General features: G+C 49.5%; 24 protein-coding genes. 23 read left to right on the top strand and 1 reads right to left on the bottom strand.

The features are described from left to right. The first annotated feature begins 14 nt into the window (after nucleotides 1-14). The 23 genes from rpsS to rplQ all read left to right on the top strand — a co-directional run bounded on the left by rpsS (nucleotide 15) and on the right by rplQ (nucleotide 10,869). Nucleotides 15-293 (top strand): 30S ribosomal protein S19, encoded by a 279-nt coding sequence (gene rpsS / locus EXY25_RS18385; protein ID WP_114340008.1) that lies wholly within the window; start codon nucleotides 15-17, stop codon nucleotides 291-293. 10 nt (nucleotides 294-303) lie between these two features. Beyond that, nucleotides 304-636: a 50S ribosomal protein L22 gene (rplV, locus tag EXY25_RS18380; protein ID WP_114340009.1), complete on the top strand. Its 333-nt coding sequence runs from the start codon at nucleotides 304-306 to the stop codon at nucleotides 634-636. A gap of 15 nt (nucleotides 637-651) precedes the next feature. After that, nucleotides 652-1,338 (top strand): 30S ribosomal protein S3, encoded by a 687-nt coding sequence (gene rpsC / locus EXY25_RS18375; RefSeq protein WP_114340010.1) that lies wholly within the window; start codon nucleotides 652-654, stop codon nucleotides 1,336-1,338. 11 nt (nucleotides 1,339-1,349) lie between these two features. Continuing rightward, nucleotides 1,350-1,763 carry a 50S ribosomal protein L16 gene (gene rplP / locus EXY25_RS18370; RefSeq protein ID WP_114340011.1) on the top strand — a complete coding sequence of 138 codons (414 nt, stop codon included), beginning with the start codon at nucleotides 1,350-1,352 and terminating at the stop codon, nucleotides 1,761-1,763. Then, nucleotides 1,763-1,954 carry a 50S ribosomal protein L29 gene (gene rpmC / locus EXY25_RS18365; protein ID WP_114340012.1) on the top strand — a complete coding sequence of 64 codons (192 nt, stop codon included), beginning with the start codon at nucleotides 1,763-1,765 and terminating at the stop codon, nucleotides 1,952-1,954. Before rplP ends, rpmC begins: the two co-directional genes overlap by 1 nt. After that, on the top strand, nucleotides 1,955-2,206 hold the full coding sequence (gene rpsQ / locus EXY25_RS18360; RefSeq protein WP_114340013.1) for a 30S ribosomal protein S17: 252 nt from the start codon (nucleotides 1,955-1,957) through the stop codon (nucleotides 2,204-2,206). Between the two features lie 162 nt (nucleotides 2,207-2,368). Then, the gene (gene rplN / locus EXY25_RS18355; RefSeq protein WP_114340014.1) at nucleotides 2,369-2,737 is read left to right on the top strand and encodes a 50S ribosomal protein L14; all 369 of its coding nucleotides are present in this window, start codon (nucleotides 2,369-2,371) and stop codon (nucleotides 2,735-2,737) included. Nucleotides 2,738-2,748: 11 nt separating this feature from the next. Continuing rightward, complete coding sequence (gene rplX / locus EXY25_RS18350; RefSeq protein WP_114340015.1) at nucleotides 2,749-3,063, top strand: 50S ribosomal protein L24; 315 nt, start codon at nucleotides 2,749-2,751, stop codon at nucleotides 3,061-3,063. A 13-nt stretch (nucleotides 3,064-3,076) separates the two neighbouring features. Further along, nucleotides 3,077-3,616, top strand: coding sequence for a 50S ribosomal protein L5 (rplE, locus tag EXY25_RS18345; RefSeq protein WP_114340016.1), 540 nt, complete (start codon nucleotides 3,077-3,079; stop codon nucleotides 3,614-3,616). 11 nt (nucleotides 3,617-3,627) lie between these two features. Next, nucleotides 3,628-3,933 (top strand): 30S ribosomal protein S14, encoded by a 306-nt coding sequence (gene rpsN / locus EXY25_RS18340; protein ID WP_114340017.1) that lies wholly within the window; start codon nucleotides 3,628-3,630, stop codon nucleotides 3,931-3,933. 18 nt (nucleotides 3,934-3,951) lie between these two features. Further along, nucleotides 3,952-4,344 carry a 30S ribosomal protein S8 gene (rpsH, locus tag EXY25_RS18335; RefSeq protein WP_114340018.1) on the top strand — a complete coding sequence of 131 codons (393 nt, stop codon included), beginning with the start codon at nucleotides 3,952-3,954 and terminating at the stop codon, nucleotides 4,342-4,344. A gap of 13 nt (nucleotides 4,345-4,357) precedes the next feature. After that, nucleotides 4,358-4,891 (top strand): 50S ribosomal protein L6, encoded by a 534-nt coding sequence (gene rplF, locus EXY25_RS18330; RefSeq protein ID WP_114340019.1) that lies wholly within the window; start codon nucleotides 4,358-4,360, stop codon nucleotides 4,889-4,891. Between the two features lie 9 nt (nucleotides 4,892-4,900). Beyond that, nucleotides 4,901-5,254, top strand: coding sequence for a 50S ribosomal protein L18 (gene rplR, locus EXY25_RS18325; RefSeq protein WP_114340020.1), 354 nt, complete (start codon nucleotides 4,901-4,903; stop codon nucleotides 5,252-5,254). Between the two features lie 9 nt (nucleotides 5,255-5,263). Then, nucleotides 5,264-5,764 carry a 30S ribosomal protein S5 gene (rpsE, locus tag EXY25_RS18320; RefSeq protein WP_114340021.1) on the top strand — a complete coding sequence of 167 codons (501 nt, stop codon included), beginning with the start codon at nucleotides 5,264-5,266 and terminating at the stop codon, nucleotides 5,762-5,764. A 6-nt stretch (nucleotides 5,765-5,770) separates the two neighbouring features. Then, nucleotides 5,771-5,953, top strand: coding sequence for a 50S ribosomal protein L30 (gene rpmD, locus EXY25_RS18315; RefSeq protein ID WP_114340022.1), 183 nt, complete (start codon nucleotides 5,771-5,773; stop codon nucleotides 5,951-5,953). A 4-nt stretch (nucleotides 5,954-5,957) separates the two neighbouring features. Then, the gene (rplO, locus tag EXY25_RS18310) at nucleotides 5,958-6,392 is read left to right on the top strand and encodes a 50S ribosomal protein L15 (protein WP_114340023.1); all 435 of its coding nucleotides are present in this window, start codon (nucleotides 5,958-5,960) and stop codon (nucleotides 6,390-6,392) included. Between the two features lie 20 nt (nucleotides 6,393-6,412). After that, a complete protein-coding gene (gene secY / locus EXY25_RS18305; protein ID WP_114340024.1) occupies nucleotides 6,413-7,735 on the top strand; it encodes a preprotein translocase subunit SecY in 1,323 nt (440 codons plus the stop codon). 20 nt (nucleotides 7,736-7,755) lie between these two features. Next, on the top strand, nucleotides 7,756-7,869 hold the full coding sequence (gene rpmJ, locus EXY25_RS18300; RefSeq protein ID WP_114340025.1) for a 50S ribosomal protein L36: 114 nt from the start codon (nucleotides 7,756-7,758) through the stop codon (nucleotides 7,867-7,869). Nucleotides 7,870-7,984: 115 nt separating this feature from the next. Further along, the gene (rpsM, locus tag EXY25_RS18295) at nucleotides 7,985-8,341 is read left to right on the top strand and encodes a 30S ribosomal protein S13 (RefSeq protein WP_114340031.1); all 357 of its coding nucleotides are present in this window, start codon (nucleotides 7,985-7,987) and stop codon (nucleotides 8,339-8,341) included. 17 nt (nucleotides 8,342-8,358) lie between these two features. Continuing rightward, on the top strand, nucleotides 8,359-8,748 hold the full coding sequence (gene rpsK / locus EXY25_RS18290) for a 30S ribosomal protein S11 (protein WP_114340026.1): 390 nt from the start codon (nucleotides 8,359-8,361) through the stop codon (nucleotides 8,746-8,748). A 30-nt stretch (nucleotides 8,749-8,778) separates the two neighbouring features. Beyond that, nucleotides 8,779-9,399: a 30S ribosomal protein S4 gene (gene rpsD, locus EXY25_RS18285; protein WP_114340027.1), complete on the top strand. Its 621-nt coding sequence runs from the start codon at nucleotides 8,779-8,781 to the stop codon at nucleotides 9,397-9,399. A gap of 30 nt (nucleotides 9,400-9,429) precedes the next feature. Beyond that, a complete protein-coding gene (locus EXY25_RS18280; RefSeq protein ID WP_114340028.1) occupies nucleotides 9,430-10,419 on the top strand; it encodes a DNA-directed RNA polymerase subunit alpha in 990 nt (329 codons plus the stop codon). Nucleotides 10,420-10,461: 42 nt separating this feature from the next. Continuing rightward, nucleotides 10,462-10,869 (top strand): 50S ribosomal protein L17, encoded by a 408-nt coding sequence (gene rplQ, locus EXY25_RS18275; RefSeq protein WP_114340029.1) that lies wholly within the window; start codon nucleotides 10,462-10,464, stop codon nucleotides 10,867-10,869. Nucleotides 10,870-10,913: 44 nt separating this feature from the next. Here rplQ and EXY25_RS18270 read toward each other — a convergent pair whose 3' ends face one another. Beyond that, nucleotides 10,914-12,161, bottom strand: a complete 1,248-nt coding sequence (locus EXY25_RS18270; RefSeq protein WP_130567940.1) for a cyclic di-GMP phosphodiesterase — start codon at nucleotides 12,159-12,161, stop codon at nucleotides 10,914-10,916. Nucleotides 12,162-12,614: the final 453 nt, after the last annotated feature.

Below are 12,614 nucleotides of genomic sequence, written 5' to 3'. Positions count from 1 at the left end.
GAAGAGGATTCACCATGCCACGTTCTCTCAAGAAAGGTCCATTTATCGACCTGCACTTGCTGAAGAAGGTAGAGAAAGCGGTGGAAGGCGGCGACAAAAAGCCTATCAAGACTTGGTCTCGCCGTTCAACGATCTTCCCAGATATGATTGGGTTGACCATCGCTGTCCATAATGGTCGTCAACATGTCCCAGTATTCGTTACTGAAGAGATGGTTGGCCACAAGTTGGGTGAATTCGCCCCGACTCGTACTTATCGCGGCCATGCTGCTGATAAGAAGGCCAAGAAGCGTTAAGGGGTAAAAGATGGAAGTTTTAGCTAAACACCGGTTTGCCCGTACTTCGGCTCAAAAAGCGCGTCTGGTTGCTGACCAGATCCGCGGTAAGTCAGTTGCCAATGCTTTGGAACTTCTGGCCTATAGCCCGAAGAAAGCGGCAACACTGGTCAAGAAAGTACTGGAATCTGCGATTGCTAACGCAGAGCATAATGAAGGTGCTGATATTGACGAGCTGAAGGTCGCTAAGGTCTTCGTAGATGAGGGGCCGATCATGAAGCGCATTAAACCACGCGCTAAAGGTCGTGCTGACCGCATCCTTAAGCGCACCAGCCACATCACTGTGGTCGTAGCGGAACGCTAAGTAGGAGAACGGACAATGGGTCAGAAAGTACATCCGAACGGTATCCGCTTAGGTATCGTTAAGCCGTGGAACTCTACTTGGTATGCAGATACCAAGGATTACGCAGACAACCTGCATGGAGACCACCAAGTACGTGAATTCCTTACTAAGGAACTCAAAAGTGCTTCGGTTTCTCGCATCGTTATCGAGCGTCCGGCAAAAAGCATCCGCGTGACTATCCACACCGCCCGTCCAGGCGTTGTGATTGGTAAGAAAGGCGAAGATGTAGAAAAACTGCGTAAGCACGTAGCCAAATTGGCTGGCGTACCGGCGCAAATCAACATTTCAGAAGTACGTAAGCCTGAACTCGACGCAAAATTGGTTGCGGACAGCATCTCTAGCCAGTTGGAGCGTCGTGTGATGTTCCGCCGTGCGATGAAGCGTGCCGTTCAAAACGCAATGCGTTTGGGTGCGAAGGGCATCAAGGTGGAAGTAAGCGGTCGTCTCGGCGGTGCAGAAATTGCACGTACCGAATGGTACCGTGAAGGTCGTGTACCTCTTCACACTCTGCGTGCTGATATCGATTACGCAACGTCTGAAGCAGCTACTACTTATGGCATCATTGGTGTCAAAGTGTGGGTCTTCAAAGGCGAGGTTCTTGGTGGTTTCAACCCAGTTGAAGAAGCACCAGCACCTAAGCGTAAAGGTAAGGGCAGCAAGTAGGAGATCCGACCATGTTGCAACCAAAACGTACTAAATTCCGCAAGCAGATGACAGGCCGCAACCGTGGTCTGGCGCTGAACGGTAACAAGGTAAGCTTCGGCAGCTTTGGTCTCAAAGCCGTTGGTCGTGGTCGTTTGACTGCGCGCCAGATTGAAGCCGCGCGTCGTGCGATGACTCGTCACATTAAGCGTCAAGGTAAAATCTGGATCCGGGTTTTCCCAGACAAGCCGATTACCGGTAAGCCGCTTGAAGTTCGTATGGGTAAAGGTAAAGGTAACGTTGAATACTGGGTTGCCCAGATTCAGCCTGGTAAAGTCCTGTACGAAATGGATGGCATTCCAGAAAATCTGGCACGTGAAGCATTTGCACTTGCAGCTGCGAAACTGCCGATTCAAACCACCTTTGCAATTCGGACGGTAATGTAATGAACGCCAGCGAACTACGTGAAAAGAGCGTTGAAGAGCTGAACGCTGAAATGCTGAACCTCCTCCGTGAGCAGTTTAATCTGCGCATGCAGAAGAGCACCGGTCAGCTGTCTCAGACTCACCTGCTCAAAAATGTGCGTCGCGATATCGCGCGCGTGAAAACTGTGTTGAAACAGAAGGCAGGTGCGTAAATGAGCGAATCAGTAATTCGTACACTGCAGGGTACTGTGGTTGGTGACAAGATGGACAAGTCCATCACTGTTGCTATCGAGCGTAAGGTAAAGCACCCGATCTACGGGAAGTATATCAAGCGTACCACTAAGCTGCATGTACACGACGAAGACAACCAGTGTAAAACCGGTGACAAAGTTTCAATCAAAGAATGTCGTCCACTGTCTAAGACTAAGTCTTGGGTATTGGTTGATATCTTGGTTAAAGCCTAAATCGACACACTGTTGACGATAAATAAGGGCTCCAAAAAGGAGCCCTTATTTTTTTCTATTCAAGGCCGCTTACCGGTGGTATACTGCTGCGCCTTTTCGAAGGTAAGGCAGCCCAATTACGGTGAGTAATTGGCTATTTGAAGTAAATAGCGGAGCACTGAAATGATCCAGATGCAGACTATGCTAGATGTCGCTGATAACAGCGGCGCTCGTAGCGTACAGTGTATTAAGGTCCTCGGTGGTTCGCACCGCCGCTACGCGAATATCGGCGACATCATTAAAGTTACTGTTAAGGAAGCAATTCCGCGCGGTAAGGTTAAAAAAGGTGATGTCCTGAACGCGGTGGTTGTGCGCACCAGGAAGGGCGTGCGTCGTCAGGATGGTTCTCTGATCCGTTTTGACAACAACGCCGCTGTGTTGCTAAACACGCAACACGCGCCCATCGGTACTCGTATTTTTGGCCCTGTGACACGTGAACTTCGTACGGAGAAGTTTATGAAAATCGTGTCTCTGGCTCCAGAAGTACTGTAAGGAGAACTTAGATGGCAGCAAAAATCCGTAAAAATGACGAAGTGATCGTTCTGGCCGGTAAAGACAAAGGTAAGCGTGGCAAAGTCACTAGCGTACTAGCGTCTGGCAAAGTGATTGTAGAAGGCGTCAACTTGATCAAGAAGCACCAGAAGCCTAACCCGCAACTGCAGGTTCAGGGTGGTATTGTTGAGAAGGAAGCCGCAATTGACGTTTCTAACGTCGGTATCTACAACGCAGCGACTGGTAAGGCCGATCGTGTAGGTTTCAAGGTTGAAGACGGTAAGAAAGTACGTGTCTTCAAATCTTCTAACGAAGTAATAGCTTAATCTGGAGTGTACGATGGCGAAACTGCATGATTTCTATAAAGAGTCGGTAGTGCCTGAACTGATGAAAGAGTTCAGTTACAGCAGCATCATGCAAGTCCCTCGGATTGAGAAGATCACCCTTAATATGGGTGTCGGCGAGGCATTGGCTGACAAGAAACTTTTGGAAAACGCGCAGGCAGATATGCAGGCGATCGCTGGACAGAAGCCAATTGTTACCAAAGCGCGCAAGTCAGTAGCGGGTTTCAAAATCCGTGAAGGCTATCCGATTGGCTGCAAGGTAACCCTACGTGGCGAACGTATGTGGGAGTTCTTTGAACGCCTAGTATGTATTGCTATGCCCCGTATTCGTGATTTCCGTGGTGTAAGCCCGAAATCATTCGACGGACGTGGCAACTACAGCATGGGTGTTCGCGAGCAAATAATCTTCCCTGAAGTCGATTTCGACAAGGTAGACAAAGTACGCGGTATGGATATTACCATTACCACTACTTCTGGTACCGATGAGGAAGCACGTGCTCTGCTGGCTGCCTTTAACTTCCCGTTCCGCAAGTAAGGTGTAGGGTTATGGCAAAATCTTCGATGAAAGCGCGTGAAGCAAAACGCGCCAAGTTGGTTGCCCAGTACGCTGAAAAGCGTCAGGCACTGAAAGCGATTATCGCTAGCCCAGATAGCTCTGATGAAGAGCGCTGGGATGCAAGCCTTAAGCTGCAAAGTCTTCCGCGTGATTCCAGCGCATCACGTCAACGTAACCGTTGTCGTGTGACTGGTCGCCCTCACGGTTTTCTACGCAAGTTCGGCATGAGCCGTATCAAATTGCGTGAAGCTGCGATGCGTGGTGAAGTTCCAGGCCTTCGTAAGGCCAGCTGGTAAGCACAGGAGAAAGCAGATATGAGCATGCAAGATCCGATTGCAGATATGTTCACTCGTATCCGTAACGGCCAGTCTGCCAACAAGATTTCGGTGACTATGCCTTCATCTAAGCTGAAGACTGCTATCGCAGCAGTTCTGAAGCAAGAAGGTTACATCGCTGATTTCAGTGTGTCAGAGGGTCCGAAAGCGGAACTCGAGATCGCCCTACGTTATTTCGAGGGCAAACCGGTCGTAGAGACCATTCAACGTGTAAGTCGTCCAGGTCTTCGTATCTATAAGAAGAAAGACGAGTTGCCGAAGATCCTTGACGGCCTTGGTGTCGCCATTGTCTCTACTTCTCAAGGCCTGATGTCAGACCGTGCTGCTCGCAAAGCGGGTATGGGCGGCGAGATCATTGGCTACGTGGCGTAACAGGAGGTAGGAAATGTCTCGAGTAGCAAAAGCACCCGTTACCATTCCTGCCGGCGTAGAAGTTACGCTGAAGGGCCAGGATCTGACGGTTAAAGGTAGCAAAGGCACTTTGAATTGCACTTTCAATGACGCAGTTGTAGCGAAGCAGGACGACAACGTTCTGACTTTTGCACCTGTTGAAGGAGCTGCTGGTGCCAATGCGCAAGCCGGTACCGCACGTGCACTTGCCAACAACATGGTCGTTGGTGTGAGCGAAGGGTTTACCCGTAAATTACAACTGGTTGGTGTGGGTTATCGTGCCCAAGCCAAAGGTAAGGTTCTGAACCTTAGCCTTGGTTTCTCTCACCCAGTTGAATACGCTCTGCCAGAAGGCGTTACTGCCGAGTGTCCAAGTCAGACCGAAGTGGTTCTGACAGGTGCTGACAAGCAGTTGGTCGGCCAGGTGGCTGCAAATATTCGCGCATACCGTAAACCAGAGCCTTATAAAGGCAAAGGTGTTCGTTATGCTGACGAAAACGTGCGCCGTAAAGAGGCTAAGAAGAAGTAAGGTAAGACGATGGATAAGAAAGCATCTCGACTGCGTCGCGCGACTCGCGCACGCAAGAAAATCCAGGAGCTGGGTGCCGCACGTTTGGTGGTTCACCGTACTCCTCGTCATATCTACGCTCAGGTTATCGCACCTACTGGTAGTGAAGTGCTGGCAGCAGCATCCACTGCAGAGAAGGCGGTACGTGAGGAGCTGAAAGGCACCGGTAACGTAGAAGCTGCCAAGGCAATTGGTAAGCTGGTTGCTGAGCGTGCGGTAGAGAAAGGTATCGAAGTAGTTGCCTTTGACCGTAGTGGCTTCAAGTATCACGGCCGTATCGCAGCGCTAGCGGAAGCAGCGCGCGAAGCGGGCCTTAAGTTCTAGGAGTAGATCATGGCGAAAGTAGAACAACAGCAAAGTGATCTGAATGAAAAGCTGATTGCCGTTAACCGCGTATCAAAAGTGGTTAAAGGTGGTCGCATCTTCAGTTTCACAGCATTGACTGTCGTAGGCGACGGCAATGGTCGCGTCGGTTTCGGTTATGGTAAAGCACGTGAAGTGCCAGCAGCTATCCAGAAAGCTATGGAAAAAGCGCGCCGTAACATGAACACTGTTCAGCTTAATGGCAACACCCTGTACCACCCTGTTAAGGGTCGTCACACAGGTTCGCGTGTTTACATGCAGCCTGCGTCAGAAGGTACAGGTATCATCGCCGGTGGTGCGATGCGTGCCGTTCTAGAAGTGGCTGGCGTACAAAACGTTCTTGCAAAGGCATATGGTTCAACTAACCCAATCAACGTGGTTCGCGCTACGATTGATGGTTTGGTTGGTATCAAGTCGCCAGAGCAAGTTGCCGCTAAACGCGGTCTGACCGTCGAACAAATTCTGGGGTAAGACACCATGGCAAAGAAAACTGTCAAAGTGACCCAGACCCGCAGCGCTATCGGTCGTTTGCCGAAGCACAGAGAGACCCTTAAAGGTCTTGGTCTGCGTCGAATTGGTCACACTGTAGAACTGGAAGACACGCCATCAGTACGCGGCATGATCAACCAGCTGTATTACATGGTTAAGGTGGAGGGGTAATCTGATGCGTCTTAATACTCTATCACCTGCCGCTGGTGCAAAGACTCCTGCCAAGCGTGTTGGCCGTGGTATCGGTTCCGGTCTGGGTAAGACTGGTGGCCGTGGTCACAAAGGTCAAAAATCACGTTCAGGCGGCGGCGTTCGCGTAGGTTTTGAAGGCGGTCAGATGCCTTTGAAACAGCGTTTGCCTAAGTTCGGCTTTACTTCACGTAAGTCTTTAGTGACTGATGAAGTACGTCTGAATGAGATTGCCAAAGTAGAAGGCGACGTAGTGTCTCTGGAAACTTTGAAAGCAGCTGGTCTGGTGAGAAAAAACATCAAACACGTGAAAGTCGTACTGTCTGGCGAAATCAGCCGTGCAGTTAACGTACAAGGTCTGCGGGTAACCAAAGGCGCACGTGCTGCAATTGAAGCCGCTGGCGGCTCAATCGCAGAATAATTCGAAGTAGGAAAGTACTTATGGCAAAGCCAGGGTTGGATACCAAGAGTCAAGGCGGCGGACTGAGCGAATTAAAGCAACGTCTTCTGTTTGTGATTGGCGCAATTATTGTGTTCAGGGCAGGTTCTTTTGTGCCTATTCCTGGCATTGACGCCGCAGTACTGGCTGATCTGTTCGAACAGCAAAAAGGTACCATCGTGGAGATGTTTAACATGTTCTCCGGTGGCGCCTTGGAGCGTGCCTCGATCTTAGCGCTTGGTATCATGCCGTATATTTCGGCGTCGATTATCATGCAGCTGCTGACAGTTGTTAGCCCACGACTCGCTGAATTGAAAAAAGAAGGCGAATCAGGACGTAAGAAGATTAGCCAATACACCCGTTATGGGACACTTGTATTAGCAACTTTTCAAGCGTTTGGGATTGCAACCGGTTTACCGAATTTGATGCCTGGCCTGGTGATTACACCGGGCTTTGGTTTCACTTTCACAGCGGTAGTCAGTTTAGTAACAGGCACCATGTTCCTCATGTGGTTGGGTGAACAGGTCACCGAACGTGGTATTGGTAACGGTATTTCAATCCTGATTTTTGCAGGTATTGTTGCCGGCCTACCTACCGCAATCGGCCAGACAGCAGAGCAGGCTCGCCAAGGCGAGATCCAGCCTCTGTTACTGTTGTTGATTGCTGCGGTTATCTGCGCAGTCACCTACTTTGTAGTATTTGTTGAACGTGGCCAACGCCGCATAGTGGTTAACTATGCTAAGCGCCAGCAGGGACGTAGAGTCTTTGCCGCGCAAAGCACCCACTTGCCGCTTAAGTTGAACATGGCCGGGGTTATCCCACCGATCTTTGCTTCTAGCATCATCCTATTTCCAGGCACGCTGGCTCAGTGGTTTGGACAGAATGAATCCTTAGGATTCCTGCAGGATGTATCGCTGGCATTGTCACCGGGGCAGCCACTCTATGTAATGTTGTATGCAGCAGCGATTATCTTCTTCTGTTTCTTCTATACCGCGTTGGTGTTTAACCCGCGCGAGACAGCTGAAAACCTGAAGAAGTCCGGTGCTTTCATTCCAGGTATTCGCCCGGGTGAACAGACATCACGTTACATCGATAAGGTTATGACTCGCTTAACACTGGCAGGCGCGCTGTATATCACGTTCGTTTGTTTGGTTCCTGAGTTCATGATGATTGCGTGGAGCGTACAGTTCTACTTCGGTGGTACATCATTATTGATTATCGTCGTGGTTATCATGGATTTCATGGCACAGGTTCAAACTCATTTGATGTCTCATCAATATGACTCGATCCTGAAGAAAGCCAACCTTAAAGGCTATAGCCGTTAAGTTGGCGTACGGAGTGAAAAATGAAAGTTCGCGCATCCGTTAAGACCATGTGTCGTAACTGCAAAGTGATCAAACGCAATGGCGTAGTTCGCGTAATTTGCAGTGAGCCGAAGCATAAGCAACGGCAAGGTTAGTAGTATCTGGTGATGGTGTGGCCAAATGGCCCGCCATCTTAGTTTGCAAATGGCCGAATGGTTGAGTATCCTTACGGGCTTTTCAACCAATAGCCAACGAATAGGAGATGTGTTAGTGGCCCGTATCGCTGGCATTAACATCCCTGATCATAAGCACGCAGTCATTGCCCTGACTGCTATTTATGGCATCGGTAAAACCCGCGCTCAGCAGATCCTTGTTGAGTCAGGCATTGCCGAGAGCACTAAAATAAGTGATCTGGACGAAACACAAATCGATAGACTTCGCGAAGTAGTCGGTCAGTACTCTGTTGAGGGTGACCTGCGCCGTGAAGTTTCAATGAACATTAAGCGTCTGATGGACCTCGGTTGTTACCGCGGCCTTCGTCATCGCCGAAGCTTGCCTCTACGTGGTCAGCGCACTAAGACAAATGCGCGTACCCGTAAAGGTCCACGCAAACCGATTCGTAAGTAAGCGGGGGGGAATCTATTATGGCTAAAGCTCCAGCTCGCACTCGTAAGCGTGTAAAAAAGCAGGTTGCTGACGGAATGGCGCACATCCATGCGTCTTTCAACAATACTATCGTAACCATTACTGACCGTCAGGGTAACGCTCTGTCATGGGCCACTGCTGGTGGTTCAGGTTTCCGTGGTTCACGTAAGTCCACTCCGTTTGCTGCCCAGGTAGCTGCGGAACGCGCCGGTGTTGCCGCGCAGGAATATGGTTTAAAGAACCTTGAAGTGTTCGTGAAGGGCCCAGGTCCTGGCCGTGAATCAGCGATTCGCGCATTGAACGCAGCGGGTTATCGCATCACTAATATTACTGATGTGACACCTATTCCTCATAACGGTTGCCGTCCGCCTAAAAAGCGTCGCGTGTAACGGCGTTTTAGGACCGATTGGAGAAAGAACATGGCAAGATATTTGGGTCCAAAACTCAAACTTAGCCGTCGTGAGGGCACCGACCTTTTCTTGAAAAGTGGTGTTCGCGCGATCGATAGCAAGTGCAAGATCGATAACGTACCTGGTCAACATGGTGCGCGTAAAGGTCGTCTTTCAGACTATGGCGTACAGCTGCGTGAAAAGCAGAAAGTTCGTCGTCTGTATGGCGTCTTAGAAAAGCAGTTCCGTAATTACTATGGCGAGGCAGCTCGTATCAAAGGTAATACCGGTGAAAACCTGCTTCAGTTGTTAGAAGGCCGTCTGGACAATGTTGTTTACCGCCTCGGTTTCGCCGCTACTCGCGCCGAAGCTCGTCAGTTGGTAAGCCACAAGGCTATTGAAGTTAACGGTCGTGTGGTAAACATTCCATCGTTTGCCGTTAAGCCAAACGACGTGATTAGCGTTCGTGAAAAGTCCAAGAAGCAGGCTCGAATCAAGGCTGCTCTCGAACTGTCTGAGCAGCGCGAGAAGCCCACCTGGATCGAAGTAGATGCAGCGAAACTAGAAGGTACTTATAAGCGCCTTCCAGAGCGCAGCGACCTGTCTGCTGATATCAACGAACAGTTGATTGTCGAGCTTTACTCTAAGTAAGGCCAGATCCAAGTCTTAAGAGAGGACACAATGCAGGGTTCTGTTACAGAATTTCTCAAGCCGCGGTTAGTCGACATAGACGCCATCGATGCGTGTCGCGCGAAAGTTACACTCGAGCCGCTCGAGCGTGGCTTTGGACACACTTTAGGTAATGCGCTACGTCGGATTTTGCTATCGTCAATGCCCGGCTGTGCCGTCACCGAAGTTGAAATCGATGGTGTTCAGCACGAGTACAGCAGTAAAGAAGGCGTGCAGGAAGATATTATTGAAATCCTGCTTAACCTGAAGCAGCTAGCCGTTCGTTTGGATGGTAAAGATGAGGCCGTGCTGACTCTGACTAAGGGTGGTGCGGGCCCTGTTGTTGCTGGTGATATCGTTCATGATGGCGATGTTGCTATTGCAAACCCGGAGCACGTGATCTGCACGTTAACCGGCGAAGGTGAAATTAGCATGCGCATTAAGGTCGAGCGCGGTCGTGGTTATGTACCATCGACAGCTCGTGCCAACAGCGATGAAGATGAGCGTCCAATTGGTCGCTTGCTGCTAGACGCATCGTTCAGCCCGGTTGCTCGCATCGCCTATAATGTAGATGCAGCACGTGTAGAACAGCGCACTAACCTCGATAAACTGGTAATCGATATGGAAACTAACGGCACAATTGAGCCGGAAGAAGCCATTCGTCGTGCCGCTACCATCTTAGCTGAACAGCTGGATGCGTTTGTCGAGTTGCGTGACATCAGTGAGCCGGAGCAAAAAGAAGAGAAGCCGGAGTTTGATCCGATTCTTCTGCGTCCTGTCGATGACTTGGAGCTGACAGTACGCTCTGCTAACTGTTTGAAGGCAGAAGCGATCCATTACATTGGTGACCTGGTTCAGCGTACAGAAGTTGAACTCCTCAAGACCCCGAACCTCGGTAAGAAATCACTTACTGAAATTAAAGATGTTCTGGCGTCACGCGGACTTTCGCTCGGTATGCGTTTGGAAAACTGGCCTCCAGCCAGTCTTTCAGACAGAGACTGATCAGGTTGCGTGGTCACAGATTTAGTGAGAAGGATATAGATCATGCGCCATCGTAAGAGTGGTCGTCAGCTAAATCGCAACAGCAGCCACCGTCAAGCCATGTTTCGTAACATGGCCGGTTCGCTAGTTCGTCACGGTGTTATTAAAACCACCGTTGCGAAAGCGAAAGAGTTGCGTCGCGTAGTTGAACCTCTGATCACATTGGCTAAGGCCGATAGTGTTGCAAACCGTCGTTTAGCGTTTGCTCGTACACGTGATCAAGAAGTTGTAGGCACCCTGTTCAATGAACTGGGTCCTCGCTATCAGGAACGTCCAGGTGGTTACACCCGTATCCTGAAGTGCGGCTACCGTGCCGGAGACAATGCCCCGATGGCTTACATCGAGCTTGTTGACCGTCCAGTAGTTGAAGAAGCTGACGTTGAAAACGAAGTAGAAGCTAACGCTGAATAAGCGAGTGGACACTTTAAGGAAAAGCCGGGCATTGCCCGGCTTTTTTATTTCTGTTTATTGTCGAAGTAATAGCTGATCCGTGTTCGTGGATTAAGATACTCATATACTTCGGGCTTTAGGCGTCGAGGCGGTAACGCTTTGGCAATTGAAAAATCCACTTCCTCTAAATTTATGATCGTGGCTTCGGTTCTCGGGATCCCCGGATCGTATAGCAGGATATTTGGATAGAGCAGCTTAGTTTGGTTTACTGATATGACTAAGCCTACCTGTTTATTACTCAATTGGACGATTGTCCCTGGCGGGAACACGCCTAAGTGTTTCACCATCAGCTCGATATCTTCAGCCGCAAATTTTGCTTTGCACGACTTAAAGATATAGGACAGCGCCGAGTAAGGTGTACGAGCCTTGCTTATGTCATGAGGATGGCACAGCGTGTCATATTCATTTACTAGTGCAACAAGGAGGCTCGATGGCTTCAAGTTATCCTTGGTTAAGCCTTTGGGATAGCCACTGCCATCAGCATATTCATGATGCTGGGCAATAATGGTGTTTGATAGCTCTGGTAAGTTTTCTCCTTGGGCAAGCAGTTGGACGCTGTATTGTGGGTGCAGCTTTAAGAAATTCTCTTCCGCGGTATTTAGTGGTGTTTTTTTATTTAGGATTTGGCTTGGCACCTTCATCTTACCGATGTCGTGAAATAACCCCGCCATGCCGATAGCGGTCATCTCCTCTTTATCTAGTCCTTTAGACTTCGCAAGAAGCATGCTCAGCACTGACACATTCAGGGAGTGGTAGTATAAATTCTCTCCCTCCTTTGTCTCGTTCATGAGGTGCAGAACCATCTCATCTTGAGCCAACAGTGTTTCTACCATGCCATCGACAAGCTCTTTAGCTTCGGTGATAGCATTCAACGGTCGAGACGTCACTTTCGACATAACAGCACGGACTTGCGCTACGGATTGCTCAAAGGCCTTTTCGCAGCGCTGCATATCGCGACGATAATCCTGCAGCGCTTCGATGCGCTGTTCTTTTTCCTCTTTAAGTGCTTGCAGTGCTGTTTTGTCATCTGCAGATACCGGCACAATATCTACATCGGTACCTAAAGGTGCAGCATCACTCTTGTCGGGCATCACTATCACATGGCTGATGCCGAGCTGTTTTATGAGAGCTATCTGACCTTCATCTTTGATCTTGAAGCTATTGAAGAGAAAAGGGTGGTTCCGCCAGCTCAAAGGCAAACGTATATAGAGACCCTTTTGCAGGCGATGTACCGAGAGTTTAATACCTTTCATTGTTGCCGCTGCTTATATGGACTGACTTAATGCTAATACACGGTTCTTAAAGGGAAAAGGTTGAAGCGTTAAGTTTGCAATGTGAGCACGTTTTTTGTTGCTTTGCTCATAACTTGAGCGAACAGAAAAAAGATCCGCAATAAGCGTTGACGGCAGGATTAATCTCCCTATAATGCCGCCTCACTCGCTCAGGGCGAGGCAGCGGGAAGAAACGGACGGTTTAAGTTTTTATCTTTCTTCTGGTCACTTGGTAAAAAAGATGTTTTTACTGGGTTGACAGCGGGGCTGAGAAGCGTAGAATGCGCAGCCCTTGCCGCGGACAACGAATGCGTTGACCGGGCAGCCAAGCTAAGGTTTGGCGAGATGCAACAGCATCGTTCTTTAACAATTTGGTCAGACAATCTGTGTGGGCGCTCACGGGTGTTGAAGTAATCAAAGATTATTCAACGAAAC

This window comes from Corallincola spongiicola (genome assembly GCF_004284785.1).
Taxonomy (GTDB): Bacteria; Pseudomonadota; Gammaproteobacteria; order Enterobacterales; family Neiellaceae; genus Corallincola; species Corallincola holothuriorum.
The sequence above is the reverse complement of the archived record's forward strand: the minus strand, read 5'-3'. Positions and strand labels throughout refer to the sequence as shown.

Excerpts from the sequence above, each read along its gene's own strand:
- rplR (WP_114340020.1), top strand. The coding sequence starts at position 4,901 with ATGGATAAGAAAGCATCTCGACTGCGTCGCGCGACTCGCGCACGCAAG.
- rpmC (WP_114340012.1), top strand. The coding sequence starts at position 1,763 with ATGAACGCCAGCGAACTACGTGAAAAGAGCGTTGAAGAGCTGAACGCT.
- EXY25_RS18270 (WP_130567940.1), bottom strand. The coding sequence starts at position 12,161 with ATGAAAGGTATTAAACTCTCGGTACATCGCCTGCAAAAGGGTCTCTAT.
- rpsN (WP_114340017.1), top strand. The coding sequence starts at position 3,628 with ATGGCAAAATCTTCGATGAAAGCGCGTGAAGCAAAACGCGCCAAGTTG.
- rpsK (WP_114340026.1), top strand. The coding sequence starts at position 8,359 with ATGGCTAAAGCTCCAGCTCGCACTCGTAAGCGTGTAAAAAAGCAGGTT.
- rplV (WP_114340009.1), top strand. The coding sequence starts at position 304 with ATGGAAGTTTTAGCTAAACACCGGTTTGCCCGTACTTCGGCTCAAAAA.
- rplE (WP_114340016.1), top strand. The coding sequence starts at position 3,077 with ATGGCGAAACTGCATGATTTCTATAAAGAGTCGGTAGTGCCTGAACTG.
- rpsS (WP_114340008.1), top strand. The coding sequence starts at position 15 with ATGCCACGTTCTCTCAAGAAAGGTCCATTTATCGACCTGCACTTGCTG.
- rplQ (WP_114340029.1), top strand. The coding sequence starts at position 10,462 with ATGCGCCATCGTAAGAGTGGTCGTCAGCTAAATCGCAACAGCAGCCAC.
- rpsH (WP_114340018.1), top strand. The coding sequence starts at position 3,952 with ATGAGCATGCAAGATCCGATTGCAGATATGTTCACTCGTATCCGTAAC.
- rplO (WP_114340023.1), top strand. The coding sequence starts at position 5,958 with ATGCGTCTTAATACTCTATCACCTGCCGCTGGTGCAAAGACTCCTGCC.
- rplF (WP_114340019.1), top strand. The coding sequence starts at position 4,358 with ATGTCTCGAGTAGCAAAAGCACCCGTTACCATTCCTGCCGGCGTAGAA.
- rplN (WP_114340014.1), top strand. The coding sequence starts at position 2,369 with ATGATCCAGATGCAGACTATGCTAGATGTCGCTGATAACAGCGGCGCT.
- rpmD (WP_114340022.1), top strand. The coding sequence starts at position 5,771 with ATGGCAAAGAAAACTGTCAAAGTGACCCAGACCCGCAGCGCTATCGGT.
- rpsC (WP_114340010.1), top strand. The coding sequence starts at position 652 with ATGGGTCAGAAAGTACATCCGAACGGTATCCGCTTAGGTATCGTTAAG.
- rplP (WP_114340011.1), top strand. The coding sequence starts at position 1,350 with ATGTTGCAACCAAAACGTACTAAATTCCGCAAGCAGATGACAGGCCGC.
- EXY25_RS18280 (WP_114340028.1), top strand. The coding sequence starts at position 9,430 with ATGCAGGGTTCTGTTACAGAATTTCTCAAGCCGCGGTTAGTCGACATA.
- rpsE (WP_114340021.1), top strand. The coding sequence starts at position 5,264 with ATGGCGAAAGTAGAACAACAGCAAAGTGATCTGAATGAAAAGCTGATT.
- rpsD (WP_114340027.1), top strand. The coding sequence starts at position 8,779 with ATGGCAAGATATTTGGGTCCAAAACTCAAACTTAGCCGTCGTGAGGGC.
- rpsQ (WP_114340013.1), top strand. The coding sequence starts at position 1,955 with ATGAGCGAATCAGTAATTCGTACACTGCAGGGTACTGTGGTTGGTGAC.
- rpmJ (WP_114340025.1), top strand. The coding sequence starts at position 7,756 with ATGAAAGTTCGCGCATCCGTTAAGACCATGTGTCGTAACTGCAAAGTG.
- rplX (WP_114340015.1), top strand. The coding sequence starts at position 2,749 with ATGGCAGCAAAAATCCGTAAAAATGACGAAGTGATCGTTCTGGCCGGT.
- secY (WP_114340024.1), top strand. The coding sequence starts at position 6,413 with ATGGCAAAGCCAGGGTTGGATACCAAGAGTCAAGGCGGCGGACTGAGC.